This window comes from Glutamicibacter sp. MCAF14 (genome assembly GCF_052114325.1).
In the GTDB taxonomy this organism is placed as follows: Bacteria; Actinomycetota; Actinomycetes; order Actinomycetales; family Micrococcaceae; genus Glutamicibacter; species Glutamicibacter arilaitensis.
On sequence record NZ_JBFREO010000004.1, the window covers coordinates 1 to 25,433 of the forward strand.

General features: G+C 58.3%; 25 protein-coding genes. 18 read left to right on the plus strand and 7 right to left on the minus strand.

Annotated features, from left to right (window positions below; genetic code table 11):
* Window positions 1–175 precede the first annotated feature (175 nt).
* The 10 genes from AB4Y71_RS07460 to AB4Y71_RS07505 all read left to right on the plus strand — a co-directional run bounded on the left by AB4Y71_RS07460 (window position 176) and on the right by AB4Y71_RS07505 (window position 7,920).
* A complete protein-coding gene (locus tag AB4Y71_RS07460) occupies window positions 176–454 on the plus strand; it encodes a hypothetical protein (protein WP_441719240.1) in 279 nt (92 codons plus the stop codon).
* On the plus strand, window positions 451–651 hold the full coding sequence (locus tag AB4Y71_RS07465) for a DUF7620 family protein (RefSeq protein WP_441719242.1): 201 nt from the start codon (window positions 451–453) through the stop codon (window positions 649–651). The genes AB4Y71_RS07460 and AB4Y71_RS07465 overlap by 4 nt, the downstream gene beginning before the upstream one ends.
* Window positions 648–950 carry a putative phage holin gene (locus tag AB4Y71_RS07470; RefSeq protein WP_441719245.1) on the plus strand — a complete coding sequence of 101 codons (303 nt, stop codon included), beginning with the start codon at window positions 648–650 and terminating at the stop codon, window positions 948–950. The genes AB4Y71_RS07465 and AB4Y71_RS07470 overlap by 4 nt, the downstream gene beginning before the upstream one ends.
* Window positions 951–991: 41 nt before the next feature.
* On the plus strand, window positions 992–1,789 hold the full coding sequence (locus tag AB4Y71_RS07475) for a peptidoglycan-binding domain-containing protein (RefSeq protein ID WP_441719248.1): 798 nt from the start codon (window positions 992–994) through the stop codon (window positions 1,787–1,789).
* Window positions 1,790–2,032 carry a hypothetical protein gene (locus AB4Y71_RS07480; RefSeq protein WP_441719251.1) on the plus strand — a complete coding sequence of 81 codons (243 nt, stop codon included), beginning with the start codon at window positions 1,790–1,792 and terminating at the stop codon, window positions 2,030–2,032.
* Between the two features lie 217 nt (window positions 2,033–2,249).
* Window positions 2,250–2,606, plus strand: a complete 357-nt coding sequence (locus AB4Y71_RS07485; RefSeq protein ID WP_441719253.1) for a hypothetical protein — start codon at window positions 2,250–2,252, stop codon at window positions 2,604–2,606.
* Window positions 2,607–2,616: 10 nt separating this feature from the next.
* Entirely contained in the window at window positions 2,617–2,766 is a 150-nt protein-coding gene (locus tag AB4Y71_RS07490) for a hypothetical protein (RefSeq protein WP_441719256.1), read from the plus strand.
* A 263-nt stretch (window positions 2,767–3,029) separates the two neighbouring features.
* Entirely contained in the window at window positions 3,030–3,872 is an 843-nt protein-coding gene (locus AB4Y71_RS07495; RefSeq protein ID WP_441719259.1) for a PhzF family phenazine biosynthesis protein, read from the plus strand.
* Between the two features lie 209 nt (window positions 3,873–4,081).
* The gene (gene abc-f / locus AB4Y71_RS07500) at window positions 4,082–5,788 is read left to right on the plus strand and encodes a ribosomal protection-like ABC-F family protein (protein ID WP_441719262.1); all 1,707 of its coding nucleotides are present in this window, start codon (window positions 4,082–4,084) and stop codon (window positions 5,786–5,788) included.
* A gap of 242 nt (window positions 5,789–6,030) precedes the next feature.
* Window positions 6,031–7,920: an FAD-binding monooxygenase gene (locus AB4Y71_RS07505; protein ID WP_441719264.1), complete on the plus strand. Its 1,890-nt coding sequence runs from the start codon at window positions 6,031–6,033 to the stop codon at window positions 7,918–7,920.
* Window positions 7,921–8,159: 239 nt separating this feature from the next.
* Here AB4Y71_RS07505 and AB4Y71_RS07510 read toward each other — a convergent pair whose 3' ends face one another.
* The gene (locus tag AB4Y71_RS07510; RefSeq protein WP_441693199.1) at window positions 8,160–8,522 is read right to left on the minus strand and encodes a DUF488 domain-containing protein; all 363 of its coding nucleotides are present in this window, start codon (window positions 8,520–8,522) and stop codon (window positions 8,160–8,162) included.
* A gap of 267 nt (window positions 8,523–8,789) precedes the next feature.
* Between AB4Y71_RS07510 and AB4Y71_RS07515 the strand changes: the two genes are divergently transcribed.
* From AB4Y71_RS07515 to AB4Y71_RS07530, 4 genes are all read left to right on the plus strand, one after another.
* Complete coding sequence (locus AB4Y71_RS07515) at window positions 8,790–9,242, plus strand: FHA domain-containing protein (RefSeq protein ID WP_013348547.1); 453 nt, start codon at window positions 8,790–8,792, stop codon at window positions 9,240–9,242.
* Between the two features lie 74 nt (window positions 9,243–9,316).
* Window positions 9,317–10,072: a transcriptional regulator FtsR gene (gene ftsR, locus AB4Y71_RS07520; RefSeq protein ID WP_013348548.1), complete on the plus strand. Its 756-nt coding sequence runs from the start codon at window positions 9,317–9,319 to the stop codon at window positions 10,070–10,072.
* 40 nt (window positions 10,073–10,112) lie between these two features.
* Complete coding sequence (locus tag AB4Y71_RS07525) at window positions 10,113–10,595, plus strand: bifunctional nuclease family protein (RefSeq protein ID WP_013348549.1); 483 nt, start codon at window positions 10,113–10,115, stop codon at window positions 10,593–10,595.
* A 241-nt stretch (window positions 10,596–10,836) separates the two neighbouring features.
* Window positions 10,837–11,430 (plus strand): MerR family transcriptional regulator, encoded by a 594-nt coding sequence (locus AB4Y71_RS07530; RefSeq protein WP_013348550.1) that lies wholly within the window; start codon window positions 10,837–10,839, stop codon window positions 11,428–11,430.
* A gap of 99 nt (window positions 11,431–11,529) precedes the next feature.
* Here the strand turns inward: AB4Y71_RS07530 and AB4Y71_RS07535 are convergent, their stop codons facing one another.
* Complete coding sequence (locus AB4Y71_RS07535) at window positions 11,530–12,345, minus strand: ParA family protein (RefSeq protein WP_041649532.1); 816 nt, start codon at window positions 12,343–12,345, stop codon at window positions 11,530–11,532.
* A 351-nt stretch (window positions 12,346–12,696) separates the two neighbouring features.
* Between AB4Y71_RS07535 and AB4Y71_RS07540 the strand changes: the two genes are divergently transcribed.
* Both AB4Y71_RS07540 and AB4Y71_RS07545 read left to right on the plus strand, forming a co-directional pair.
* On the plus strand, window positions 12,697–16,149 hold the full coding sequence (locus AB4Y71_RS07540) for a pyruvate carboxylase (protein ID WP_441719267.1): 3,453 nt from the start codon (window positions 12,697–12,699) through the stop codon (window positions 16,147–16,149).
* A 103-nt stretch (window positions 16,150–16,252) separates the two neighbouring features.
* Window positions 16,253–16,795, plus strand: coding sequence for a hypothetical protein (locus tag AB4Y71_RS07545; RefSeq protein WP_441719270.1), 543 nt, complete (start codon window positions 16,253–16,255; stop codon window positions 16,793–16,795).
* Here the strand turns inward: AB4Y71_RS07545 and AB4Y71_RS07550 are convergent.
* The 3 genes from AB4Y71_RS07550 to AB4Y71_RS07560 all read right to left on the minus strand — a co-directional run bounded on the left by AB4Y71_RS07550 (window position 16,768) and on the right by AB4Y71_RS07560 (window position 19,897).
* Window positions 16,768–18,579 (minus strand): AMP-dependent synthetase/ligase, encoded by a 1,812-nt coding sequence (locus AB4Y71_RS07550; RefSeq protein WP_134780499.1) that lies wholly within the window; start codon window positions 18,577–18,579, stop codon window positions 16,768–16,770. The two genes, AB4Y71_RS07545 and AB4Y71_RS07550, sit on opposite strands and share 28 nt — an antisense overlap.
* A 113-nt stretch (window positions 18,580–18,692) precedes the next feature.
* Window positions 18,693–19,127 carry a hypothetical protein gene (locus tag AB4Y71_RS07555; RefSeq protein ID WP_102597973.1) on the minus strand — a complete coding sequence of 145 codons (435 nt, stop codon included), beginning with the start codon at window positions 19,125–19,127 and terminating at the stop codon, window positions 18,693–18,695.
* Window positions 19,124–19,897, minus strand: a complete 774-nt coding sequence (locus tag AB4Y71_RS07560) for an alpha/beta hydrolase (RefSeq protein WP_441719273.1) — start codon at window positions 19,895–19,897, stop codon at window positions 19,124–19,126. Before AB4Y71_RS07560 ends, AB4Y71_RS07555 begins: the two co-directional genes overlap by 4 nt.
* 133 nt (window positions 19,898–20,030) lie before the next feature.
* Here AB4Y71_RS07560 and AB4Y71_RS07565 point away from each other — a divergent pair, with 133 nt between their 5' ends.
* Together AB4Y71_RS07565 and AB4Y71_RS07570 are read left to right on the plus strand one after the other, a co-directional pair.
* Window positions 20,031–20,702: a lysophospholipid acyltransferase family protein gene (locus tag AB4Y71_RS07565; RefSeq protein ID WP_441719276.1), complete on the plus strand. Its 672-nt coding sequence runs from the start codon at window positions 20,031–20,033 to the stop codon at window positions 20,700–20,702.
* Window positions 20,703–20,774: 72 nt separating this feature from the next.
* Window positions 20,775–22,178 (plus strand): class II 3-deoxy-7-phosphoheptulonate synthase, encoded by a 1,404-nt coding sequence (locus tag AB4Y71_RS07570; RefSeq protein WP_041648616.1) that lies wholly within the window; start codon window positions 20,775–20,777, stop codon window positions 22,176–22,178.
* 71 nt (window positions 22,179–22,249) lie between these two features.
* Here AB4Y71_RS07570 and AB4Y71_RS07575 read toward each other — a convergent pair whose 3' ends face one another.
* Both AB4Y71_RS07575 and AB4Y71_RS07580 read right to left on the minus strand, forming a co-directional pair.
* Window positions 22,250–24,466 carry a protein kinase domain-containing protein gene (locus tag AB4Y71_RS07575; protein WP_441719279.1) on the minus strand — a complete coding sequence of 739 codons (2,217 nt, stop codon included), beginning with the start codon at window positions 24,464–24,466 and terminating at the stop codon, window positions 22,250–22,252.
* 202 nt (window positions 24,467–24,668) lie between these two features.
* Complete coding sequence (locus tag AB4Y71_RS07580) at window positions 24,669–24,917, minus strand: WhiB family transcriptional regulator (RefSeq protein ID WP_013348560.1); 249 nt, start codon at window positions 24,915–24,917, stop codon at window positions 24,669–24,671.
* Window positions 24,918–25,433 lie beyond the last annotated feature (516 nt).

Sequence of the window (25,433 nt, forward strand, 5' to 3'; positions counted from 1 at the left end):
GAAATATCTTTTCGAGAGAAGGCTTCGATGTTCCTTGATGGGGCGTCCTCCGTATTCGCCCTGGGTTCGGATAAGCCGGTGGCACCAACACGTGAATGCGCGGAGGCAAGAGTTAGGGCTCGGCTGGAGGCCTATAAGCGTTATACGCGGAAAGGTAACGCGTCAAGGAGCACTGATGGTTGAGTCGATTCCGTGGGCGGCGATTGGTGGGCTTAGTCCGGCTGCGATGTTGATGCTCGCAGTCTGGCTGATCCTTACCGGCCGTATCGTGCCGAAGTCCACCTATGACGTAATGGTCAAAGGTAGGGACTCCTGGCAGGAAACAGCCCAGAAAAAGCAAGAGATCATCCACACGCTGTCTGAGACGGTCCGTGAACAGCAGGTAGTGAATGAGACCGTCGCAAAGATCATGACCGCCGTGCAGGACGCGAACAAGCCAGGTGATAGCCGATGATCTGGGGGCGACGTAAGAGAGCGCAAGCCGAAGCAGACGAAGCGTTAGCAGCGAAGATTGAAGCTGATATTGAGTTGGCGGCCGCGCACGAAACGAAACGCGAAGTGACTCAGCATTCGGAGAAACTACGCGAAATCAACCGGCAAAATCATTTCAGCGAGGGGCTTACACGCTCGTTCAGGGGGAAGCCAGCATGACAGTTCAACCAACCACAGCAATCCTCATGGCGATAGTTCTGGTGGAAACCGTGATTGTGATGTTCGGGTGGAACTGGATCACTAAGGGCGCTTGGACTGGGTTCCCTGCCGGCAGGGTACTCATGGCGTTGCTGGGTGTGCAGTCTGCAATCCTCCTGCTGGCTACCCTGTCCGGGTTCTTCCCGGCTTTCCCCGGCAGGCCTTTCATCTACCTCGGGCTGTATTCGATCCTCATATTCATTGTGGGGTGGCTCGGATACACAATCTTCCGAGAACAACAAAAGCACAACAAGGACTAGCAAACCGCTAGTCCATTTTTTATGCCCGAAAGGTGGCAAGCATGTCTTACTATCTAGCGCCCTCGCTGAAGCAGTTGCGCGACGAGATTGACGCAGCACATCCAGGCCGTGACAAGAAGTCCGACGGATGGATTGGCGACGCATCACACAGCGCACGCAAATCTGACCACAACCCGGACTACTCGGCGGGCGGTGTTGTCCGTGCTATCGACGTGGACATCAGCGACATCGACGTGAACAAGCTGATGGCTGTACTGAAGAACGATTCCCGAGTGAACTACTTCATCTACAACTACAGCATCTATGGTGCGTCTTCGTTCGCTAAGCGACGCTACACCGGTTCCAATCCGCATACCCAGCATATTCATGTGTCGATCAAGCACAGTAAGAGCGCTGAGCGTGCGGGCGCTTGGGGATACTCTGGCGGTTCAGTGAAGCCTGTAGCGTCGAAGCCTAAGCCAGTCAGCAAGCCGAAGCCAGCAAAGGCTAAGGGCACTGACGAGAACCGTTCGATTCAGACCGCGCTCAAAACTATGGGCCTCAAAGTCGGCGTGATTGACGGCGTGAACGGCCCAATGCAGAAGGCGGCGGTGAAGGCTTTCCAGAAGCACCACAACCTCGTGCAGGACGGCAACTGGGGTCCCGTAACCCAGAAGGCGTTCACCCTCAACAAGGCCGTCCAGAAGGCTCTCCGCGACGAGGGGTACACCAAGCAGATCGTAGATGGCTACTACGGCGACCAGACCGCAGCGAACGTCCGCGACTACCAACGCCGCGTAGGACTCGCTGTAGACGGTCTTGCAGGCCCTAAGACCCTCAAGAAACTAGGAGTGAAGTAAATGACTAATTGGACTTCCCTTATCCCTGCGAAGATCCGCTCAGCCCTCTACGTGGGCTTCGGCGTGCTCTCGTTGGCTCAGTCATCCATCCTTGCTTATAGCGCGGCTGTGCAGTCTCCTGCGCCCGTGTGGGCTGTAGGAGGTGGCGCTGTCCTCGGCGTCATCGGTGCCGCATTCGGCTTCGTCGCAGCCGGCAACACTGAAGTAATCGATACTGAACCCGGCAAGCATGTAGCTGAATAGGTCTTAGTAAGTGATAGTAAGCCTGATTCTTACTATCACTTCCTCAGCAGAATAGTTCCGATACGCCGGATAAAGCACCAAAATCTGGGCATTATGTAGCAAACCGGCATAATGTGTAGGAACTTGCACATTAACAAAAGTGCACGAACGTACACGAAAAGAAACCCCACCTCGCAATTGAGGTGGGGTCTTTTCTGCGTTAAGGCACAATAAGGTTATGACTGACCGTGACCCACGTTTCGAGCACATGCGCCGGTACGAGCCAGGGCGCAGACCATACGTGCAAGTGACCGGCCCAGACCTCGGCAAATACCATGCACGGGTTATCGGCTGGATACCCGGTGAAGTGTTCATCGAATACCCGGTAAAGATCCTCGACTATGTGACAACGGGCCAGCTTGAAGTCGCATGGGTACCAACCGCCGCCGCCATAAGAATACGACGCACAGACAGCATCTGGTTATCCACCGAAGACGACCATGAGTGGCACGAACACGAAGACCAAAAGATCAAATACCGGGCAGATCCATGGACCGTCTACCACCAAGAAGAATCCGGCACCACAACCAACTAGAATTCGCCTTATGGAAGTCATAGTCACCTACGAACAAGACGGCGAACACGGTCGAGTATCCGTCAACAATACCGACTACTACACCGCCCGCGACGAAGCATTCAAACTAGTCCCAGAAGGTGCACAACGCACCAGCATCCGAGTCAACCGAGATGTATAGTTGAGCGTCTCTCGATGAGTGTGTGTCCATTGGACACGGTTTTTTTATTTCGGTCGTTTCGATGGCTTCGGACGCTCCTATCGCTCTTTGAATTTTCGCAAAATCCGCGTGATTCCGGGGCAGGATGGGTGTTCAAGATCGGGTTCAAATCCCGCTAGCCCGACCAGCTCAAGGAAAACCCCGTCGAGATTCTCTCTCGGCGGGGTTTTGCCGTGCCCGCCCGAACACTTCATTCCCGATGGCTATTTTCCAGAAACGGTCCAATGCAACGCAGATTCCAGCAGGTCGATGTCTTCAGCACCACCGCGTACAAGGGCAACCCGCTAGGCGTGGTGCTCGACGGGCAAGGCCTGGATACCGCCTTGATGCAGGACTATTCGCTCTGGTCCAACCTCTCTGAGGTCACATACGTGCTGCCAGCAAACGACGCGCGGGCCGATTACCGTTTCCGCATCTTTGCACGCGAGCGCGAATTTCCCTTTGCCGGGCACCCGGCCTTGGGCACGGCGCGTGCCTGGCTGCATGCCGGAGGAGTGCCGCGCGATCCGAAGCAGCTGCTCGCAGAATGCGAAGCAGGTTTGGTGCCGATCAGAATCGAGGGTGAAACGCTTTCGTTTGCCTCGCCACCGGCTGTTCGAACCGGAGCAATCGCCCCGCACGAGCTGGAGGAAATGATCCAGATCCTGGGCATTGACCCGCAGCAGATTGTGGATTCGCAGTGGACGGATAACGGGCCGGGGTGGGCTGCGGTGCTGCTGGAAAACTCGCAGCAGGTTTTGGGCATCGCACCACAGATCCCCAATAAGCCCGGCCGCTGGAAAATCGGGGTCTTCGGCGCCCTGCCGCAGTCGTCGGCATCGGAAAAATTCGAAGTCCGAGCCCTGGCCATTGAAAACGGCGCGTTGCGTGAAGATCCCGTCACCGGAAGCCTGAATGGTGCCGCAGCCCAATGGCTGATCGACGCTGGGCACGCTACCGCGCCATTTGCCAACCGGCAGGGTGTGAAAGTGGGACGTGATGGACAGGTGAAGCTCAGTGTTGCCGATGGCCAGCTTTGGGTTGGCGGGACGGCGAACGTCCTGATTGAGGGCAGCATCGAGCTGTAGTGCACGACACCTTGCCTGTTGTGATGCCCCGGCCTTAGCCTTGAATGGTGGGAACGTTAATTCTTGGAATCCATTTCCTCTAGGTAATAGCCAGCGTTGAGCTTCGCTCCGCTGACGCCATCTTCATTGCACCTTTGTGGTGCCCGCAAACCACCAGCACCGCACCGGCCCGGATTACTCGGCGAACCGGTGCTAGGCAGGAAATTCCCATGACCCAGTCCCAAAATATCAACCAGTCTGCACAGCACGAGAGCGAAATCGAACCTGACTACGTCTGCTCACTGCAAGATATCGCGGTCAGTTTCGGTGAACGAGACGTATTGACCGGAATCGACCTGTCAATTTCCGGTACCGACAGCATTGCCGTACTCGGCGATAACGGCTCGGGCAAGTCCACGCTGATGCGCGTGATCGCAGGTAACCTCGTGCCTGATCGCGGGCAACGGAAGATGAACGCACCCGGTGCCGTCGCCTACGCTGCGCAGAACCCGAGCTTCGCTGCGGACATGAGCGTGCAGCAGGTGATCGATTCCTATCATCGGCGCTTCCGCGAACTCGAAGGGCTGATACGCGTCATTTCGGCCAAGCTCAAAGACGCGCCAGAGCCTGTCGCCGAACGCTTGATGAAGCAACTGCAGCAGGTTACCGACCTGTATGAGGCGGCCGACGGATATTCGCTGGCCCCGCGCCTGGATAGCGCCTTGGAGCAGCTGGGCCTAGGCGATCTGGACCGCCAGCGCCTGGTGTCCCAGCTTTCGGGCGGACAGAGATCACGGCTGTCGCTGGCCTGTGTCCTGTGCTCAGGCGCGCAGCTGATCTTGCTGGATGAACCAACCAATGATCTGGACCAGAGCGCGATGAACTGGCTGGAACGCACAGTGCACAAGCATCGCGGTGCGCTGGTGCTGATCAGCCATGACCGAATGTTCCTCAAGCGTTTTGCCCGCACCATCGTGGAGGTCGCCGACGGGGCAATCACGCACTACGGCAATGGCTATGACGGATATCTGCATGCCAAAGAGCAAGAACGCACAGCGATCCGCATCGCGTACGAAAATTGGGTGCAGGAGCTCGAGCGTTCGCAGAACTTGGTTGATAAGTATGCTTCACGCGTCAGTGCCATTCCACGCAAGCAGGAGAAACCTGGATTCGGGCATGGAAATTTCCGGGCCCGCGATTCCAGCCACGGTTCCACGTCCAAGATCCGCCAAGCAAAATCCCGGATCGAAGACCTCGAAACCCACCGGGCACCCGAACCAGCTGCCCAGCTGTCCTTCCGCCTGCCCAGCAGCGACGAAGACCAAAGCAGCGGTGAAACCCTGCTGCGGGTGCGCAAAGCCCAGCGCGGTGCCGAGCCCAAGCTGTCCACCGCAAGCTTCGAGATCAAGCTCGGTGAACGCTGGCTGGTGACCGGCCCGAATGGGGCAGGGAAGACTTCGCTGCTCAAAATTCTTGCCGGAGAACTGGAAATCACTGACGGCGGCATTGAACGCACCGCCAACCTGCGCCACGGTTGGCTGCGCCAAGAAGTCAGCGCCCTTCCCGGCCAGAGCCTGATTGAGGCTTTCGCCTTGGCCACCGACCAATACGTTCAGGACGCGGCAGCTTCGCTGGCGCCTCTGGGATTGTTCGCGCCTGAAGATTTCCGGCGCCACCCGATGGCGCTCTCGGTGGGCCAGCGCCGCCGCTTGGAGCTGGCTATTGCAGTGAGCACCAAGGCCCAGCTGCTGTTCCTGGATGAGCCGACGAACCATCTGTCCCCGGCCTTGGTCGAGCAGCTGGAAGATGCGTTTTTGAATTATGCCGGCACGGTGGTGGTCGTCAGCCATGATCGCCGGTGGCAGCAGAAAATGCGCGAACACGGGCAGGTGCACCGCTTGGGCGTCAAGCATGGCGTGGTGGAAGTGATCAAGTAGGAGCAAGCAGCTTGCACGATTGAACTGACCAGTACGGTGGGTGGCCCCGGCAGAACCAGCATGGTTTTGCCGGGGCCTTTCGTGTCTTCCAAGACGCAGCGTTGCGCCTGCTGGATCACTGCTGCTTGTGCCCGAGTTCACAAATTCTATATGATGAGTGTGCGATAAAAGATCATTGCGTTCTAATATCGAACAATGCCGTTATTGACTGAGGTCACGATAGGGAATCGGGAGATGGAACTGTGCAGTTTCACCACAATGGATACGTTTCAGCAGATCCGCGAGTAGAACCAGCAGCCGGAGCGGGCATCGACCGTCCCTCCCAGATGCCGGATGTCATGGACGTGCTGATCGTCGGCGCAGGTCCAGCGGGCATCATCACCGCCGCCCAGCTCTCGCAATTCCCTGATGTGCACACCCGCATCATCGACCGCCGCCCGGGCCGCCTTGAAATCGGCCAAGCCGATGGCATCCAGTCACGCACCGTAGAGACTTTCCAAGCGTTCGGGTTCGCAGAGCAGATAACTGCCGAGGCGTACATCATCAAGGAAACGACCTTCTGGAATCCCGATCCACAGAACCCGGAACACATCATCCGCACCGATCGCACCCCAGATGATCCCACCAGTGTCAGCGAATTCCCGCACCTGGTGGTCAACCAGGCGCGCGTCATCGACTACTTTGCCCAGTTCGCGGCGAACTCGCCTGCCCGCACGGTGCCCGACTACGGCTGGGACTTCAAGGAACTTTCCGTAGAAGAAGGACAAGAGTACCCGGTTAAGGTCACCCTGGTCGGCTGCGGCGAGGACAACGAAGGCCTCGAACGGGTCGTGCGTGCCAAGTACGTGGTCGGTGCCGATGGAGCGCGAAGCAATGTCCGACGCTCGATCGGCGCGAAGCTCTCGGGAGACAAGGCCAACCACGCCTGGGGCGTCATGGACACCCTGGGGCTGACCAACTTCCCAGATGTGCGCACCAAGTGCGCCATCCACTCCAAGGCCGGCTCAATCCTGCTGATCCCACGCGAAGGCGGGCAGCTCTTCCGCCTCTACGTCGACTTGGGCGAAGTGCCAGAAGGGGACAATGGCAAGGTCCGCGAAACTCCGTTGGAAGAAATCATCGAGCGCGCCAAGGCGATCCTGAACCCCTACTCCCTGGAGGTCAAGGACGTTGCCTGGCATAGCGTCTACGAAGTAGGCCACCGCCTGGCCGACCGCTTCGACGATGTGCCGGTTGAAGAAATCGGCACCCGCGAACCACGGGTCTTCATCACCGGCGATGCCTGCCACACGCACTCGGCCAAGGCTGGCCAGGGCATGAACGTGTCCATGCAAGACGGCTTCAACCTGGCCTGGAAGCTGGGCTACGTGCTTTCGGGGCAGGCCCCGGACAGCCTGCTGCGCACCTACTCGGATGAGCGCAAGGTGATAGCCAAGGACCTGATCGATTTCGACAAGAAGTGGTCCTCCATCATGGCTGCCACTCCTGAGGAACTGGTAGGCCAGGAAGGTGTTGCCGAGTTCTACGTGCGCACCGCCGAATTCCCTGCCGGCTTCATGACCGAGTATGCAGCTTCGGAGCTGACCGCTGGCAAGGACCACCAGGAACTGGCCGCAGGCTTCCCTATGGGCAAGCGTTTCCGTTCCTCGCAGGTCATGCGCGTCGCTGACGTCAACCCGAAGCACCTGGGGCACCACCACCGTGCCGATGGGCGCTACCGTATCTACGTCTTCGCCGACCAGCAGCCGGTGGGGCAATCCGAACAGTTGGCAGAGCTCTCGCGCTGGCTGCTGGAAGACGAGCAGTCGCCAGTAGTCCGCTTCACCCCGAAGGGTGCCGACGCTGACGCGCTGTTCGACATCAAGGTGATCTACCAGCAGGATTACACCACGATGAACGTCAACGACGCACCGAAGGTGTTCCGTCCGAACGTCGGCCAATTCGGTCTCATGGACTACGAAAAGGTCTACACCGCATTGGAAGATTCCGACATCTTCGACGAACGCCAGGTCTCGCGCGAAGGCGCGATCGTGATTGTTCGTCCGGACATGTATGTTGCGAACATCCTGCCATTGAGCGCGAGGGATGAACTGGCTAGCTTCTTCGCACCAATCATGCGCGAGCAGGCCTAGGCCTATTCCCGGGCTAAGCCCGGATACGCGACAGGCGCCACGACTAGCTCGTGGCGCCTGTTGGCGGTTTACGCAACGCCTCAGGCCGGGAATATCTTTTCGGCACATCAGGTTGGACCATGCAGGAGCAAGCAACGCAACGCGGGAAGGCCGGTGCATGGACCAGGAATTCAGCTTCGATCTGCAGCAGATCGTCGAATCAGACATGATCTGCGCTGATGGAGTGTGCTTTGTGCCGCCTACGAGCCAGTCAGCTGCTCAAGAAGATAGTCACGAAGCACCACAGCGTGATTGATCTGTTCATTCTTTGCGCCGAAAACCAAAGTGACCACTGGATGCTGGTCGAGGACTTCTAGGAACTCATCGACGGCAGGGTTCTGGTTCAGTTCCTTGCGGTAATAGGTAGCGAATTCCTCGAAGCGGTCTTCATCGTGGTCCCAGCCCTTGCGCAAATCAGTGCTCGGCGCGATGGACTTGGCCCACTGGTCCAGCTGCAATTTGATCTTGCTCTGCCCGCGCGGCCAGAGCCGATCCACCAGCACCCGGTAGCCATCAGCGGCGCTGGGCTCCGCATAGGCCCGTTTCAGAAGTATCTTCGTCATGAGTCACCTGCAAGTATCTGATTCTGCCTTGCATCGAATTCCATTGTTCGAAAGGATCGATGCGGAGGTGATAGGTCTGCTTATTTGTCTCTAATGTCATCTTTGCACACAGCCATTGCCTTGCATCGGAAAATAAGTGCTTTTCTGTTATCAGTTGGGCAGTGAGTAGGCTAATCTGTAAATAGTTTGGTATTACTGACGGTGCCAACGTAGAACACAAGGTCGTTACGCACGAACTGTTAACAGAATTTTCTGGAGGACCCCACAATGTCGGAACATCGGCCGGTTGACCCGAACAACGAGTCTGCCTCTGAGACGACCAATATCGCTCTTCCTGCGGTGCACAAGGGTTCTGAACCTTCGGTCATCTACACGCTGAGTGAAGATGAGAAAAACGCAGTCCAGGCGCTTCCAGCAGGTTCTGCGTTGCTGATTGCTCATTCCGGTCCCAACAAGGGCGCGCGTTTCTTGCTGGATACCGACCAGAGCATCGCAGGCCGCCACCCGAACGCAGATATCTTCCTGGACGACGTCACCGTATCCCGTCGTCATGCAAAGTTCTCCCGCGAAGGGGAGCGTTTCACCCTCAGCGACATCGGCTCGCTTAACGGTACCTACATCAATGGCGACCGTATCGACGAAATTCCACTGAGCACTGGTGTACAGGTTCAGATTGGCAAGTTCCGCCTGAATTTCTACCAAAGCGTTCCGAACCTTTAAGCTAGTAGAGTTCAAGGTTTTGTCCGCCGGCGTCGAGCACGCCGACATATCCATACATCCGAGGTGTAGACCCTTTGCCGATCTTCGACGCAGCCCGCAGCCCACGACTCGAGGCTTCACGCCACGAGACCGTCCGGCAGGCCGCTCTGAATATCGGCGAAGTGCTCGCGGAACTCAAGAATGAATTCCCGCGCGTCACCGCCTCCAAGATTCGATTCTTGGAAGACAAGGGCCTGATTATCCCGCAGCGTACCTCTGCGGGGTATCGCAAGTATTCCGCCTCGGACGTCAGCCGCTTGCGGTTCATTTTGTCGGTCCAACGCGACCAGTACCTGCCGCTGAAGGTCATCAAGGACCATCTTGATGCGGTAGACCGTGGCGAAGCACCCGCAGCATTGCCTGGGGGAGCGCCCGTCGCGCCGCAGGCGGTCGATAACGACATGGCTGAGGCAGTGGAGCGTAAAGCCCGTTCGGTGTCGCTGGCTGAGCTGCAAGGCCTAACAGGCTGCAGCGAAGAGCTTGCCAGCGAACTGGTCAAGTTCGGCCTGATTGAACCGGTTGCAGGCTTGTTCGATGCCAACAGCATCGAAGTCACCAAGTCCGCAGTTGAATTGGCCAGCCACGGCGTTGAACCACGCCACCTGCGCCAGTTCCGAACCGCAGCAGATCGCGAATTCTCGCTGATTGAATCAATTGTCGGCAATGAACTTAAAAAGCCAGAGGTTTCGGCTCGCGCCCGTGCGGCAGAAGAAGCCCAAGAGATCTCGCGCCAGTGCTTGAAAATCCACGAAGCCCTAGTGCAACGTGCTATTTCGCAACTAGATCGCTAGGCTGAAATCCAACAGGCAACCACAACTCTAAGGGGCTAGCATGCTGGAACTGGAGTTTGCCGGAATCCGTATTCAACTGCCGGCGAATCAGCCGCTGTTGCTGCTCAGGTACCCAGAGCAAAATCTCTACCTTCCGCTGTGGATCGGTGCACCTGAAGCTTCCGCCATCGCGATGTCCGAGCAAGGGCTGACTCCGCCCCGGCCGATGACCCATGACCTGTTGATCAGCGTCTTGGAAACCTTGGGCGTGGAACTTGAACGGATTGAAATCGTCTCGGTGCATAACGCCGTATTCGTCGCAGAGCTCGTGCTGTCCAATGGCAAGCGCGTAGATTCTCGTTCCTCGGACGCAGTGGCACTGGCCGTGCGCGCCCAATGCCCCATCATGTGCGCAGAGGATGTTCTGCAAGAAGCCGGGGTCAGCATAGAAACCGAAACGGAGGGCGAAGAAGCGCCCGAAGAGCAGTTGCGCGAATTCCGAGAATTTCTGGACAATATCGATCCCGAAGATTTCTCTTCTTAAACTTCAAGCTATTAATTCCTGGAAAATATCGCCTTGAATTGGGCAATTCCAGCAGCACCCGCGACACGCCTTAAAGTTAAGCTTGAAGGTCTTTGACCATTAGCGGTTATCGCCGTACCGTCTTTGCATAGGGACATTTACCAAGAGCTGTTTTCTGATCGTCATCACTCGCATCCGCACGGTTCTAAATCAGTCCCTGAATACTCGTTTAGAAACGTGCAGACACGCAAGGAGCAATTGGATGGAGTCACGCCAGACGGGACCTCACTATGGGGTCGATGGTGGCAATAAGCAATCCAGCACGCAAGGATTGCTCTTCACCGATGACCTGCCTGAGCTCGATGAGCATGCCGGCTACCGTGGTCCAATTGTGTGCAAGGCTGCAGGGATTACCTACCGCCAGCTCGACTACTGGGCACGTACCGGCCTGGTAGAGCCTGCCGTGCGTGGAGCCAAGGGCTCTGGCAGCCACCGCCTGTATTCATTCCGCGACATCCTCGTGCTCAAGGTCGTCAAGCGACTGCTGGACACCGGCGTCTCGTTGCAGCAGATCCGTTCGGCCGTTCTGCACCTGCGTGAACGCGGCGTAGAAGACCTAGCCCAGATCACCCTGATGAGCGACGGCGCCTCGGTGTATGAATGCACCAGCGCCGATGAAGTCATCGACCTGGTCCAGAAGGGCCAGGGAGTCTTCGGCATTGCCGTAGGCCGTGTCTGGCGCGAGGTTGAAGGATCGCTGGCTCAGCTGCCTTCGGAGAGCTCAGTGCAGCAAACGCTGCCAGAAGATGAGCTTGCCGCCCGCCGGGCTGCCAAGGCCTCCCGCAACGTCGGCTAGGACCTGAAGCAGGAAACAAGATAAGAACTTAAACAATTGACCGGATCTTCCATAAATGGAGGATCCGGTCAATTTTTACGTACTGATGAATTCTGCGGCTTAGGTGTTGTTCGGACCAGCGGCCGACAAGACTTCCTTGAGCAGCGCATCGAACTGGGCCAGCATTGGTGCGGTGGCCTTGGAAGGCCACTGGTGTACCGAGTAGGCAGCACCTTGGATCTGCTGCCATTCCGGGTGCTCAGGGATCTCGGGCTTGACCATGGAGTCGCCGAACATCTGGCGCATCTCACCGAGGCGGAAGGTATGTTCTGCCGAATCCTTGCGAACACGGTTGGCGACCACACGTACTGGGCCCAGGGAAGGAGCGAACTCGCGGCGGAACAGTTCCAAGGCACGCTGGGTGCGCTCGGTACCGGCTACGGAGAACAAGCTTGGCTCTGCGACCAATACAAGCTGATCCGATGCGCTCCAAGCCATGCGGGTCAGGCCATTCAGCGATGGAGGGCAGTCAATGAGTACCAACTGGTATCCACTGGTGCGACTCAAGAGCTGGGAAAGGCGGCGCAAATCGCGGGTGCGCAGGTCCGGCCGGTCGTAGATGCCGGTGTAGGCGTCGCCAACGGCAACGTCAAGTACTGGAATGCGGGTGCGGGATTTCTTCTCTGCTGCCTTGGACTGCCAAGCGCTGGCGACAACCTGATCCTGCAGGCGTGCGCGACGAGCGTTCTTGAGCATCTGCCCAATAGGCTGCTTGCCGTTAGCTCGGACTCCAAGGCCAGTGCTGGCATCCGCATGGGGATCCAGATCAATGACGAGAGTTGGAATGCCGGCGGCAAGTGCTGCTGAAGCCAATCCGAGTGTTACGGAGGTTTTTCCTACGCCACCCTTGAGGCTGCTGATGCTCACTACGTGCACGGACCAGACCACGCCTTTCACTGTTCGTTAGTTTAAACGTCCCACCGAATTTTTAGTCTCTCATCATCATAGTGTGCCGACCGGTATTTCACCGACTTTGCAACGTCAGTTTTTGCCATTAGAACCAAGTTAGTGATTAAAACTTCAAGAGGCACTTATATTTCTTGTGGTCTGACCACATGGCGAAATGTTTGGACGTTCTGCCGAATGGACGTGTACTGTAATTCACAGAAGCAGCAAAGCTTGCTGTTTTTCGAGACCCGGCACGCTGTAGCGACGGGCATGCGCTTGATGGAAACAGTCCTGAAAGTGCCGTTGAGCCAGCGTGTAATGATTCGATGTAGGGACACTATGTTTGAAAAGATCTTGGTCGCCAACCGCGGTGAGATTGCAATTCGTGCTTTCCGTGCCGGCTACGAGCTTGGTGCAAAGACCGTTGCTGTCTACCCGCATGAAGATCGTAATTCCATTCACCGCCAGAAGGCCGCAGAGGCCTACCAGATTGGCGAAGAGGGCCACCCGGTCCGCGCCTACCTGGATATCGACGAGATCGTCCGCGTTGCCAAAGAAGCCGGCGCAGACGCAATTTACCCAGGCTACGGTTTCCTCTCGGAAAACCCTGACCTCGCACGAGCAGCCGCAGCAGAAGGCATCAAGTTCATCGGTCCAAAGGCGGACGTGCTTGAACTGGCCGGCAACAAGGTAGCTGCACTGAAGGCCGCTCGCGAAGCAGGGATTCCAGTTCTGGAATCCTCCGAGCCAAGCGATGACGTTGACTTCTTGATCGCAGAAGCTGACCGCATCGGCTTCCCGATCTTCGTCAAGGCAGTTGCCGGCGGCGGTGGCCGCGGCATGCGCCGTGTCGACAAGCGCGAAGACCTGCCAGAGCTGATGGGCGCAGCAATGCGCGAAGCCGGCACCGCGTTCGGCGACCCAACCGTCTTCCTGGAGCAGGCAGTACTGCGCCCGCGTCACATCGAGGTGCAGATCCTCGCCGACGAGCAGGGCAACATCGTTCACCTGCACGAGCGCGACTGCTCGCTGCAGCGTCGCCACCAGAAGGTCGTGGAAATCGCTCCGGCGCCGAACCTCGATGAGTCGATCCGCCAGGCGCTGTTCCGCGACGCCGTGAAGTTCGCACAGACCCTGGGCTACCAGAACGCCGGCACCGTGGAGTTCCTCGTGGACACCGTGGGCGAGCGCGCCGGCCAGCACGTGTTCATCGAAATGAACCCGCGCATCCAGGTTGAGCACACCGTAACCGAGGAAGTCACCGACATCGACCTGGTGCAGGCGCAGATGCGCATTGCCTCCGGCGAGTCGCTGAAGGACCTGGGCATCAGCCAGGACACCATCCAGGTACGAGGCTGGGCCTTGCAGTCCCGCATCACCACCGAGGATCCAGCCAACGGCTTCCGCCCGGATGTTGGAACCATTACCGTATACCGTTCGGCTGGCGGCTCGGGCGTGCGCCTGGATGGCGGCACCATCTACACCGGCGCCGAGGTTTCCCCGCACTTCGACTCGATGCTGGTCAAGCTCACCTGCCGCGGCCGCGACTACGCAACCGCTGTAGCCCGTGCTCGCCGTGCGCTGGCCGAGTTCCGCGTGCGTGGCGTAGCTACCAACATCCCATTCATCCAGAACGTACTGGGCGACCCGCAGTTCCTGGCCGGTGACGTCGCTACCGACTTCATCGATTCCCGCCCGGATCTGCTCACCGGCAACGAGTCCCAGGACCGCGGCACCAAGGCGCTGAACTTCCTGGCCCACGTGACCGTGAACCAGCCAAATGGCGAGCGTATCGAGGGCATCGACCCGCGCAAGAAGCTTCCTGCCTTCCCGGGCGACAAGTCCGACGAGCCAGAGCGCTCGCCATTCGATGGCCCATCCAAGGCCGCAGTCCCAGCCGATGGCTGGCGCCAGAAGCTTCTGGACCTGGGTCCAGAAGGTTTCGCCAAGGCCCTGCGCGAGTCGAAAGCTGTGGGCATCACCGACACCACCTTCCGCGATGCGCACCAGTCGCTGCTGGCAACCCGTGTGCGTACCCGCGACCTGCTCGCGGCCGCACCAGCCTACGCGCACAACGTGCCGCAGCTGTTCTCCATGGAAGTCTGGGGCGGAGCAACCTACGACGTATCCCTGCGATTCCTGGGCGAAGATCCATGGAAGCGCCTGGAACTGCTGCGTGCCGAACTGCCTAATATCCCGCTGCAGATGCTGCTGCGCGGACGCAACACCGTGGGCTACACCCCGTACCCAACCGAGGTTACCGACGCTTTCGTGAAGGAAGCAGCGGCAGCGGGCATCGACATCTTCCGCATCTTCGATGCGCTCAACGATGTCTCGCAGATGGCTCCGGCCATCAAGGCCGTACGCGAAACCGGCACCGCGGTAGCTGAAGTGGCCCTGTGCTACACCGGCAACCTGTTGGATGCCAACGAGAAGCTGTACACGCTGGACTACTACCTGAACCTGGCCCAGCAGATCGTCGACGCCGGCGCCCACATCATCGCGATCAAGGACATGGCAGGCCTGCTGCGTCCGGCCGCCGCGAAGAAGCTGGTCACCGCGCTGCGCGAGCGCTTCGACCTGCCGGTCCACCTGCACACCCACGACACCTCCGGCGGACAGCTGGCTACCTTGATGGCAGCCATCGAAGCCGGTGTGGACGCGGTAGACGTGGCCAGCGCGGCCATGGCAGGCACCACCTCGCAGCCTTCGGCTTCCGCTCTGGTTGCGGCGCTGGAGTTCACCGAACGCGATCCAGGCCTGTCGCTGGATGCAGTGGCTGCGCTGGAACCGTACTGGGAAGCAGTACGCGCCATGTACAAGCCATTCGAATCCGGACTGCCAGCTCCAACCGGTCGCGTCTACCAGCACGAAATTCCAGGCGGCCAGCTCTCGAACCTGCGCCAGCAGGCCATTGCGCTGGGTCTGGGCGAGCGTTTCGAAGCCATCGAGTCGATGTACGCTTCGGTCAACGACATGCTCGGCAACGTGGTGAAGGTGACCCCATCTTCCAAGGTGGTCGGCGATCTGGCCCTGCAGCTGGTCGGCTCCGGAGTTCCGGCAGCTGACTTCGAAACGAACCCGCAGAACTACGACATCCCGGACTCGGTCATCCAGTTCCTCTCCGGAGAACTGGGCAACCCTCCGGGCGGATGGCCAGAACCGTTCCGCACCAAGGCACTGCAGGGACGCAACGTCAAGAACCACATCGAGGACCTCTCGGCAGAGGACCTGGCGGCATTGCAGGCTGACTCGGATACCATCCGCGGCACCCTGAACCGCCTGCTCTTCGCCGGTCCAACCCGTGACTTCGAGAAGTTGGTGGAGAACTACGGCGACCTGTCGGTACTCCACACCCGCGACTACCTCTACGGTTTGGTTCCAGGCTTCGAGCACGTCATCTCGCTGGGCACCGGTGTCCGCTTGCTGGTCAAGCTGGTCTCGGTTTCGGAAGCTGACGAAAAGGGCCTGCGCACCGTCGTGGTCAACCTCAATGGCCAGTCCCGTCAGGTCAAGGTCCGCGACGAATCGGTGGAATCCACCGTGAAGTCCGCACCTAAGGCTGATCCGAAGAACACCGGCCACGTGGCTGCGCCATTCGCTGGTGCGGTGACCGTGAACGTACAGGTCGGCGATTTGGTGGAGGCAGGACAGTCGGTTGCCACCATCGAAGCGATGAAGATGGAAGCCGGAATTACCGCTAACGCCGGCGGCGTAGTCAGCCAGGTAACCCTGGATGGCACCAGCCAGGTACAGGGCGGCGACCTGCTTCTGGTTATTGACCCGAAGTAGTTAGCAGCTGCACCGAAGAGCACAGGGGCTCGTGACTGCGGTTGCGGGCCCCTGCGCTCTGCCATATTGGATTTCTGCGAACCACAAAGCCCAAGGAGCTGTGATGCGCGCAAGCAAAACGAACCCCGCTGCTGTGCCAGCGGCGCTGAAGGAACAAGCTGCCCAGCTGCCTTCCAAAACCCAATCGATCTCGGTACTGGTCTTCACCCTCGACACACATCTGCCGTTCTGCGAAATTGCAGAGCACCTGGCTGAGCAGTTCACCGAACTGGAGCTCACCGCCCAGGTAGGTATGGCCGGACCGCAGCGAGTGAAGTCGGTACTGGAAGGCAAGTTCACCGGGGTCGACGTACTGGTCGTGGTGGGGGATACCAGCAGCGAGTCCGAGGACCGGCTCATGGAGCTGGTTGAATGGCTGCTGGCAAATGGACGCAGAGACCTGGCGGAGAACCTGATCTACGCGGTGCTCGGCCACGAGTACCAGAACCACGCCACCTCGGCCTTCAGCCGTGTGGGGCTGCCGCGCAGCTACTATGCCCGGACGCAGCAAAGCGGCCTCAAGTTGCCTTGGGCCGCTTCAGCTCGCGAATCTTGGGAGCTGGCTAATGCTGTCGTGGACTATGCCTTCGGCTTGGGCGCCGAGTAGATCTCTTCGATTACTGCTTCAAAGTCCTTGAGCACTACTGCACGCTTGATCTTCATCGAGGGAGTCAGATGACCGGTTTCCTCGGTGAAGTCAGCAGGCACAATCCGGAAGGACTTGATGGCTTCGGCCTTGGACACCGAGGTGTTGGCCTTGTCGATCACTGCCTGTACGGTTTCGAGCACCTTTGGATGAGTTGACAGTTCCTCCAGCGAGAGCTTGGCATCGAGCTGGTGGCGTGAGAGCCAACCTGTCAAGGCTTCTGGATCCAAGGTCACCAGTGCAGAAATGAACGGACGGCCTTCACCGACCACCACGCACTGGGAGACCAACGCGTCGGCACGGATCTGGTCTTCAAGCAGCGCAGGAACGACGTTCTTGCCGCTTGCAGTGACGATGATTTCCTTCTTGCGTCCGGTGATCTTCAAGAAGCCATCGGAATCCAGCTCGCCGATGTCTCCGGTGTGGAACCAGCCATCGGTAAAGGTTTCGTCCTGCAGCTCCGGGCGGTTGCGGTAACCGCGCATCACGCACACGCCCTTGGCCAGGATTTCGCCGTCTTCGGCTATGCGCACGGCGTTGCCAGGCAATGGCTTGCCCACGGTGCCGATCTTGATGCGGTCCAAGGCGTTTACCGAAATCGGTGCGGTCGTTTCGGTCAGGCCGTAGCCTTCCAAAATGGTCACGCCAATGCCGTTGAAGAAGTGGCCCAGGCGTTCGCCCAGCGGGCCGCCGCCGGACACGGCATGGCGGATGTTGCCACCCATCGCGGTACGCAGCTTCTTGTAGAGCAGGGCATCGAACAGCATGTGCTTCAGGCTCAGTACCAGCGGCACCTTGCCCTCCTGCTGGGCGCGAGAGTAGGCTACGGCGACGTCAACGCCGGCATGGAAGATCTTGCCCTTGCCGCCGTCTTCGGCTTTGAGCATGGCCGAGTTGTAGACCTTTTCGAAAACGCGTGGCACCGCGAGGATGAAGTTCGGCTTGAACGACTGCAGGTCATCGAGCAGGTGCTTTACATCCGGGGTGTGTCCGGTGCGGCAACCGGCGGCAACGTTGAGAACCGAGATGAAGCGGGCGAAAACGTGGGCCAGCGGCAAGAACATGATGGTCGAGGCGCCAGGGTAGACCGCTTCGGGCAGGGTAGCGACAGCATTTTCTGCCAGCTCCACGAAGTTGCCGTGGGTCAGCTCGCAGCCCTTAGGCCGTCCGGTAGTTCCAGAGGTGTAGATGATCGTGGCTACGTCATCAAGGGAATTGCTCGTACGGTGGGTTTCCAGCTCTTGGTCTTCAATGTTGCGTCCGTCTTCGGAAAGCTGTTCCAAGCCGCCCTCGAACTGCCAGACATGATCTAGTCCATCCAGCTGTTCCTGGTGCGCGGCGCGACGCACTACTGCTTCGTGTGCGGCGGCTTCAACGACAACTGCCTTGGCCCCGGAATCGGAAACGATCCAGGCTACTTGGCTAGGGGAGGAAGTTTCATAGATGGGGACGGTCACGCAGCCGGCGAACCAGATAGCGAAGTCAACCAGGCTCCACTCGTAACGGGTTTTGGCCATCAGCGCGATGCGGTCACCGGGTTCAATGCCGTTGGCGATGAAACCCTTGGCGATTGCTCGGGCATCGGCAGCGAACTGCGATGCGGTGACATCATTCCACGTTCCATCGGACCCTGGCTTAGAGAACAAAGCCGGGTTGGCGGCTGAATTCGCGTGGCGTAGTAGCAGATCGGTAATATTCGACTGCTGAGGCGAATGAATGCGAATTGGCGAGCTGTATTCGCGCATCTGGTCTTCAACTCCTGAAACTTCGTGTGACCCCATTGGCAATGACGGGTAATCCGCATCACATATTTATTACTACAGAGTAACCTACAGTATTTTCAACTCAAAGTCGTTTTCTAGACTTGAGCCCCATCATCTCCCGGATCTCGCTCGGTGGGAAGACGTTTGAGCAAGTACGCGATGCCAAGCAACGCGACGATGGCTAGGCCAAAGTAAATGAATCCGGGAGCTGAGCGGAAGAACAGCACACACAGGAGCAACCCGAGCGGGCCTCCGGCGGCGCCGACCCAGGCAAGATTAAGCATCGGGTCACCTGAACCCAGCGCTGCCGGCTCCTGTGGAACGAATTCTTCCGGGGTATCCTCGGCCACGTAATCGCGCGGTCCGCGCATTGCACCGGGCCCGGTGTTGAACAACTTCTCCAGCTGAGCCGCACGCTCGGCGGCACTGGGTTCGCGCGGTGTATTGGAATCGAGCTGCCGGAAATTTTCGACCAGCTCATCCCACTGCGGATCTTTCCGGCCTGAAGGCTGGGCATCTTCGGGATTCATGGGCGCTCCTGCTTAGGCTTATGTTCCGCTGCGGCCAGTTGTGCGAAGAATCGAGCCGATTCGTGGAAAATCTGTTCGGCGTCGTAGTCCAAGGTGGCTACGTGCTTGGAATGCAGCAGCATATGGTGCTCGGCCAGGGTGCCTGAGTTCAACCCTTCGACCAGTTCGTGCACCGAACGCTCGGAAACCACGTTGTCAACGGTCGATCGGAAGAGCTGCACCGGAGCGTCCACCAATGCCAAGCGGCGCCGGGTCTGTGCAAAGAGCGAGTGCAATTGGGCCACTGCCGCCACCGGCGTGCGTGGGTAGGCACCCTCGGTGACACCGCGCTTGGCAATGTCATCGCTGATCGGGGCAACACTGCGCACCACATGCTTGAGCCACGGTGTGTAGGGGGCGACGGGGGAGTCCACGACCAGGCCCGGGTTGACCAGCGACACCCCGGCCACATTGCGGCGAGTTGCCAAATGCAAGGCCAAGGCCCCGCCCATGGACAAGCCAGCGGCAAACACCCGTTCATGGGTCTGGGCCAGCAGATCATAGGCCTGTTCGGTGGCATGGATCCATTGGCCATAATCGCAACCGATCATGTCCTTCCACTGCGTTCCATGACCGGGCAGCAATGGGATAGCCGTATCGAACCCGGCCTGCTCCAAAGAGCTGGCCCAGGGCTGCATAGAAATAGCAGAACCGGTGAAACCATGGATCAGTAGCACGGCATCGGAGCGTTTTCGCCCCTCCGGTGCAATATCTTGTGCATCAAGTTTCATCGTGCCCCTCCAAAAATCTGCATTCACCTTCGAGCGTAGTGCACAATTGGATGGTGCGGAGTGTACTTCGACCACTAGGGTTGCGGTTTCTCTCCCCGCGTAGCTGGTCAACTAGAAGAAGGAATTTTCCACCGTGCTGTACGACTTCCTCAAGCGTTTCGCTGTCCGGCCGTTGATACGAATCTTCTTCAGGGTCAAGATCCAAGGCATCGACAACGTACCTGAATCGGGAGCCGCAATTCTGGCATCCAACCACCTATCAGTCAGCGACTCGGTCTTCCTTCCTGCTGCTTTGGATCGTCCGGTGATCTTCCTGGCCAAGGATGAATACTTCAACGGCACAGGACTCAAAGGCCGGATCACCGCATGGTTCTTCCGCAACATCAACCAGCTGCCCATGGACCGCTCGGGCGGCAAGAAATCCGCCGCGTCGCTGGCCAGTGCCAAGCGCGCATTAGATGAGGGCAAGCTGCTGGGCATCTACCCGGAAGGCACCCGCTCACCTGATGGCCGTTTGTACCGTGCCAAGCTGGGCGTCGCCAAACTTGCGCTGGAATCCGGAGCACCGGTCATCCCGATTGCGATGATCGATACCGATAAAGTCCAGCCAATCAACCAGAGCATTCCGCGCCCGGGGAAAATCGGCATCAAGATCGGCAAGCCGCTGGCCTTCGAGCATCTTGCAGGCAAGCATGATGATCCAGCAGCTATGCGTGCTTGCGCCGATGAAATCCGCAAGGCCATCAATGTGCTCTCGGGCCAGAGCTACGTGGACATCTACGCCCCGCGCAAGCCGAAGAAGTAGAACCGGGCTAAAAGCCAGTGTTACGTCGGCTTGTTACATTCGCCGCGGTACTTTGCTTGCTCCCCACGTAGAATGAACAAGGTGAGCGAAGAAAACCGAACCCCATTGCCAGGCTCCTCTGTAGCCGGCCCCGCCACCGATCCGCAACTAGATTTGTGGCGTGAACTTCCAATTGCCCAGCAGCCAACTTGGCGCGAGCACAAGGATTATCAGTCCTCCATCAACGAATTGGGTTCGCGTCCGCCACTGGTATTTGCCGGCGAAGTCGACGTACTGCGTGAACGCCTCGCCGCAGCCGCACAGGGCAAGGCCTTTTTGCTCCAGGGCGGCGACTGCGCCGAAACCTTTGCCGACGCAACCGCAGATAAGATCTCCTCGCGTGTTCGTACCATCTTGCAGATGGCTGTGGTGCTGACCTATGGCGCGTCCATGCCCGTGATCAAGATGGGTCGTATGGCTGGCCAGTTCGCCAAGCCACGCTCCTCGAATGATGAAACTCGAGATGGTGTAACTTTGCCGGCATTCCGCGGCGACATCGTCAACGGCTTCGACTTCACTCCGGAGTCCCGTGCCCACGATCCAAAGCGCATGGTCCAGGCCTACAACACCTCCTCGGCCACGCTGAACCTGATCCGCGCCTTCACCCAGGGTGGCTTCGCTGACCTGCGTAGCGTGCACTCCTGGAACAGCGGCTTCATGGCCAATCCGGCGCACTCGGCCTACGAGCAGCTGGCTGGCGAAATCGATTCGGCCATCCGCTTCATGGATGCCTGCGGCGCAGACTTCGAGGCGCTCAAGCGCACCGAATTCTTCGCCTCCCACGAGGCGTTGCTGCTGGACTACGAACGTGCGCTGACCCGCACCGACTCGCGGACCGGCTTGCCATACGACACCTCCGGCCACTTCCTGTGGATCGGCGAACGCACCCGCCAGCTGGACCACGCACACGTGGACTTCCTCTCGCGCGTACGCAATCCAATTGGCGTGAAGCTGGGCCCAACCTCGGATCCAGAAGACGTTCTGGCGCTGATCGACAAGCTCGATCCAAACCGCGAACCAGGCCGCCTGACCTTCATCACCCGCATGGGCGCGAAGAACATCCGCGAAAAGCTGCCGAACCTGGTCGAGAAGGTAACTGCCTCCGGCGCCCAGGTTCTGTGGGTTACCGACCCGATGCACGGCAACACCGTCACCAGCCAGAACGGCTACAAGACCCGCAACTTCGAAGATGTCATGGACGAAGTCCGCGGCTTCTTCGAGGTGCACGACGCGCTGGGCACCTTCCCAGGCGGTCTGCACGTGGAGATGACCGGCGACGATGTGGCTGAGTGCCTCGGCGGCGCGGATCCAATCCGCGAGGAAGACTTCGACTCGCTGTACGAGTCGCTGTGCGACCCTCGTCTGAACCACCGCCAGTCCTTGGAAATGGCCTTCCTGGTCTCCTCGGCATTGCAAAGCCGTAGCCGCAAGCGCTAACAGCTAGGAAAAATCCGGTTCCCGAATATACGGGAACCGGATTTTTTCATGCYTGCACCCAGGTCGAAGCCTCAGAAAGCGTAGATGCTGATCTCGCTACCGCGTACGGCTTGCTGATTCAACGGGGACTGCATGCGGACCGTCTGGCTGAAACCGCCAAAGACATTGTGGTTCTTCACGGTAAATCCTGCAGCTTCCAAAATGGCGGTAGCCTCGTCGACACTTTGCCCGATCACGGATGGAATCTCTACGTACTCCGGCCCCTCAGAGACATTTACGCTCACCGTACTGCCGTACTCGATGGTCCCAGTGGCCGGATCCTGAGCTGCGATCAGGCCTTTTTCAACCACGGCGGAATGGATGGAATCAGCGGTGTTGAGTTTCAGGCCAAGCGACTCAAGTTTTTCCTGCGCCGCATCCTTGCTCAGCCCGGTCAGCGAGGGGACTTCCACCGGAGCATGACCTTTGGAGACTGTGAGGGTGATGATGTTCTTGCGGGGCAATTCCTTGCCAGCGGCGGGGGAGGAACTGATGACCTCACCCTTGTCCAACGATTCAGAATAGGCCTGATCAGTTTTCAGATCCTGGAAACCGATCTCGTTCAAGACTGTGGTTGCTTGCTCCAGGCTTTTGCCCGTGAGATCTGGAACCTCAAAAAGCTCAGGCCCTTGGGAGACGATCAGATCAACGCCCTGGAATTTCATGATGTTCTCGCCGATTCCAGGCTGCGAATCAACCACCCGGCCTATGGCAATTTCGTCGTCGTATGCCGTGCCTATGCGAACGGGAATACCCTGGTCATCTAATTGCGCGACCGCTTGGGACTGGAGCATTCCAGACAAGGAAGGGATGCGGATAATGGTTCCTGGCCCGCGGCCGAAGAACCAGCCAGCACCTGTAACCAGGGCAATGATGATAATCCACATCAGCGTGATGACGAACTTCTGAGTACCGGTGCGCGGCTTGCTCAAACGGTGCGTGGGAACCTGCGCCTCTTTCCGCCACTTTTTGGCCGCTTGCTTCTGCGCACGCTTTTGACCGCGCACAGACAGCTCGGATGACTGATCTGCTTCGGGCTCTTCGGCCTTTTCCAGTTCGCTGCCGCGGCTGTACACGGTCGTTGCATTGATCTCTGAATCGGAAACAACATCAGTAGCTCTAGGCTGGGCCAGTGTGGCCTGCGCATCTCGTAGGTCCAGTACTTCGGTGGCATCGGCTGCCGCAATGACGGTGGTCTGATCAGGATCAAGTTCGCCGTCTTCAACTTCGTACTCAGTTTCGGCCTGATCAGAGTTCCGCTTGAGCCAGAGCCGTTCCCGCTCGTCTTCACGCTCGCGTTGCATTGCATCAAGTCGCTGCTGCAAGGTCGTTGGCATATGCGTGGAAGTTTGCGGAGTGAGATCTTCAATCCCACCTAGCTGTTCTGCTCCCAGATCCAGTTGCCCATCGGTGAGCGTGCTACGGATCTGGATGATCTCCTCCAACAGCAAGGAGGCATCCTGCGGCCGCTTTTCCGGATCCTTTTCCGTACACCATCGAACGAGCTCATCGAGATCCTGAGCCAGACCCGGAACCAGATCCGAAGGCATGGGCATGGGGGAGTCCAAATGATGCTTCATCAACGCAGCGGCGTTGGATTCGGTGTACGGAGCCTGGCCGGTCAGCATCTGATAGATCGTGATGCCCAAGGCATAGATGTCGCTGCGCGAATCGGCGGGAGACCCGGAAACCAGTTCAGGGGAGACGTGGGACAAAGTAGCCACGAGTGTTGCCGACTGGGTATGCGCACTGGCTGCTCTGGCCAACCCGAAATCGGTAACTTTCACTTCACCAATATCTGAGAGCAAGACATTGGCAGGTTTCATGTCACGGTGGATGATGCCTTCACTGTGTGCTGCACTCAGTCCATGGCAGATTTGTTCCAGGACGCTCAGTGCCTGGCGCGGGGTGAACCGACCACGCTCTTGGATAACCTGTTCAAGGTTGCGCCCGCGGACGTATTCCATGACCAGATACACCAGATTGTCGCTCACATTGTGGTCGCGGATGGAAACCACATTTGGATGCGTGATGTTGGCAGCGATGACGGCTTCTGATTCGAAGCGTTCACGCACTGTATCTTCGCTGGCGTAGTTGTCATTCAAGACTTTCACTACGACGGCGCGGTGCAGCCGCTTATCCATGGCGCGGTAGATGCGGGACATGCCGCCTAAGGCAAGCAGATGGTCGAGGCGGTACCGGCCATCCAGTGTCTTGCCCAAGTTCGGGTCGGTCAGGGACGTGCTCATTTTGCCGGCGCACCTTCCTGAGCATTGCGCGCGAAGCGGGCCAGAGTCACTAACGGATCCTTTCGAACATGAAAACTACTTTTAATGTACCCAGCTGAACTGACAATTTGCCGTTTAAACTCGAAATCCGCCAGTGGTGTTTACCTCTGGCGGATTTCGTTTAGCGTCTCGGGTTGCGAGATTTACCTCGAGCGCAGCTTAATTAGGAAGCGCGGCGAGCTCGTGCTGCACGACGCTTCAAGGCACGACGCTCATCTTCGCTCATGCCACCCCATACGCCTGCATCCTGACCGGACTCAATGGCCCACTGGAGGCAGGTTTCGGTTACTTCACATCGACGGCAGACGCTCTTGGCCTCTTCGATCTGCAACAGGGCCGGACCGGTGTTTCCCACTGGGAAAAACAGTTCCGGGTCCTTTTCCAGACATGCCGCGCGGCTACGCCAATCCATGCTAATTGATGCTCCTTGAAATCTGAGAGGTGTCTGAAGTGCCAAGGGAAATCAACACGCAGGCAAAAAAGACCAAGGAGTGAAATGAAATCCTGGTTGCCTAGCAGTTAACATCTGGCACTTCGAAAGTTCGGAGAAGTCCATTCGGGCACTTCGTTTAACCGACCACATAAGGTTTTCACGTAACGCGGAAGTAAACAAGAGTCACGGTAGCGAAATGTTGCTGAATGCCTGAGTGCTTTCTCACATGGCATTTGACGCTAGTATCCGCTAGTTATTGGAGCTGTGGCGCGTGCAACAGGAAAAGTCAATTGTTGCGGTTTGAGTTCCTGAAGGAGGTCAACGAAAATTAATCATGTGAGCAACGAAAATACAACCTCGTCCCGCCCAACCAGTGTTTTCGTGGTTGCTGCGCTTGTCCTGATTGAGGCACTAGCTACCTTGGCATACGCCATCAGCTACATGCTGAATCTTGATACCAACGGAACTGTGAACTTGGGCGGCCAGCTATTCATG

What these genes read in the sequence shown, in the direction of transcription:
- AB4Y71_RS07460 (WP_441719240.1), top strand. Translation starts at nt 176, where the DNA reads ATGGTTGAGTCGATTCCGTGGGCGGCGATTGGTGGGCTTAGTCCGGCT.
- AB4Y71_RS07465 (WP_441719242.1), top strand. Translation starts at nt 451, where the DNA reads ATGATCTGGGGGCGACGTAAGAGAGCGCAAGCCGAAGCAGACGAAGCG.
- AB4Y71_RS07470 (WP_441719245.1), top strand. Translation starts at nt 648, where the DNA reads ATGACAGTTCAACCAACCACAGCAATCCTCATGGCGATAGTTCTGGTG.
- AB4Y71_RS07475 (WP_441719248.1), top strand. Translation starts at nt 992, where the DNA reads ATGTCTTACTATCTAGCGCCCTCGCTGAAGCAGTTGCGCGACGAGATT.
- AB4Y71_RS07480 (WP_441719251.1), top strand. Translation starts at nt 1,790, where the DNA reads ATGACTAATTGGACTTCCCTTATCCCTGCGAAGATCCGCTCAGCCCTC.
- AB4Y71_RS07485 (WP_441719253.1), top strand. Translation starts at nt 2,250, where the DNA reads ATGACTGACCGTGACCCACGTTTCGAGCACATGCGCCGGTACGAGCCA.
- AB4Y71_RS07490 (WP_441719256.1), top strand. Translation starts at nt 2,617, where the DNA reads ATGGAAGTCATAGTCACCTACGAACAAGACGGCGAACACGGTCGAGTA.
- AB4Y71_RS07495 (WP_441719259.1), top strand. Translation starts at nt 3,030, where the DNA reads ATGCAACGCAGATTCCAGCAGGTCGATGTCTTCAGCACCACCGCGTAC.
- abc-f (WP_441719262.1), top strand. Translation starts at nt 4,082, where the DNA reads ATGACCCAGTCCCAAAATATCAACCAGTCTGCACAGCACGAGAGCGAA.
- AB4Y71_RS07510 (WP_441693199.1), bottom strand. Translation starts at nt 8,522, where the DNA reads ATGACGAAGATACTTCTGAAACGGGCCTATGCGGAGCCCAGCGCCGCT.
- AB4Y71_RS07515 (WP_013348547.1), top strand. Translation starts at nt 8,790, where the DNA reads ATGTCGGAACATCGGCCGGTTGACCCGAACAACGAGTCTGCCTCTGAG.
- AB4Y71_RS07525 (WP_013348549.1), top strand. Translation starts at nt 10,113, where the DNA reads ATGCTGGAACTGGAGTTTGCCGGAATCCGTATTCAACTGCCGGCGAAT.
- AB4Y71_RS07530 (WP_013348550.1), top strand. Translation starts at nt 10,837, where the DNA reads ATGGAGTCACGCCAGACGGGACCTCACTATGGGGTCGATGGTGGCAAT.
- AB4Y71_RS07540 (WP_441719267.1), top strand. Translation starts at nt 12,697, where the DNA reads ATGTTTGAAAAGATCTTGGTCGCCAACCGCGGTGAGATTGCAATTCGT.
- AB4Y71_RS07545 (WP_441719270.1), top strand. Translation starts at nt 16,253, where the DNA reads ATGCGCGCAAGCAAAACGAACCCCGCTGCTGTGCCAGCGGCGCTGAAG.
- AB4Y71_RS07550 (WP_134780499.1), bottom strand. Translation starts at nt 18,579, where the DNA reads ATGCGCGAATACAGCTCGCCAATTCGCATTCATTCGCCTCAGCAGTCG.
- AB4Y71_RS07555 (WP_102597973.1), bottom strand. Translation starts at nt 19,127, where the DNA reads ATGAATCCCGAAGATGCCCAGCCTTCAGGCCGGAAAGATCCGCAGTGG.
- AB4Y71_RS07560 (WP_441719273.1), bottom strand. Translation starts at nt 19,897, where the DNA reads ATGAAACTTGATGCACAAGATATTGCACCGGAGGGGCGAAAACGCTCC.
- AB4Y71_RS07570 (WP_041648616.1), top strand. Translation starts at nt 20,775, where the DNA reads ATGAACAAGGTGAGCGAAGAAAACCGAACCCCATTGCCAGGCTCCTCT.
- AB4Y71_RS07575 (WP_441719279.1), bottom strand. Translation starts at nt 24,466, where the DNA reads ATGAGCACGTCCCTGACCGACCCGAACTTGGGCAAGACACTGGATGGC.
- AB4Y71_RS07580 (WP_013348560.1), bottom strand. Translation starts at nt 24,917, where the DNA reads ATGGATTGGCGTAGCCGCGCGGCATGTCTGGAAAAGGACCCGGAACTG.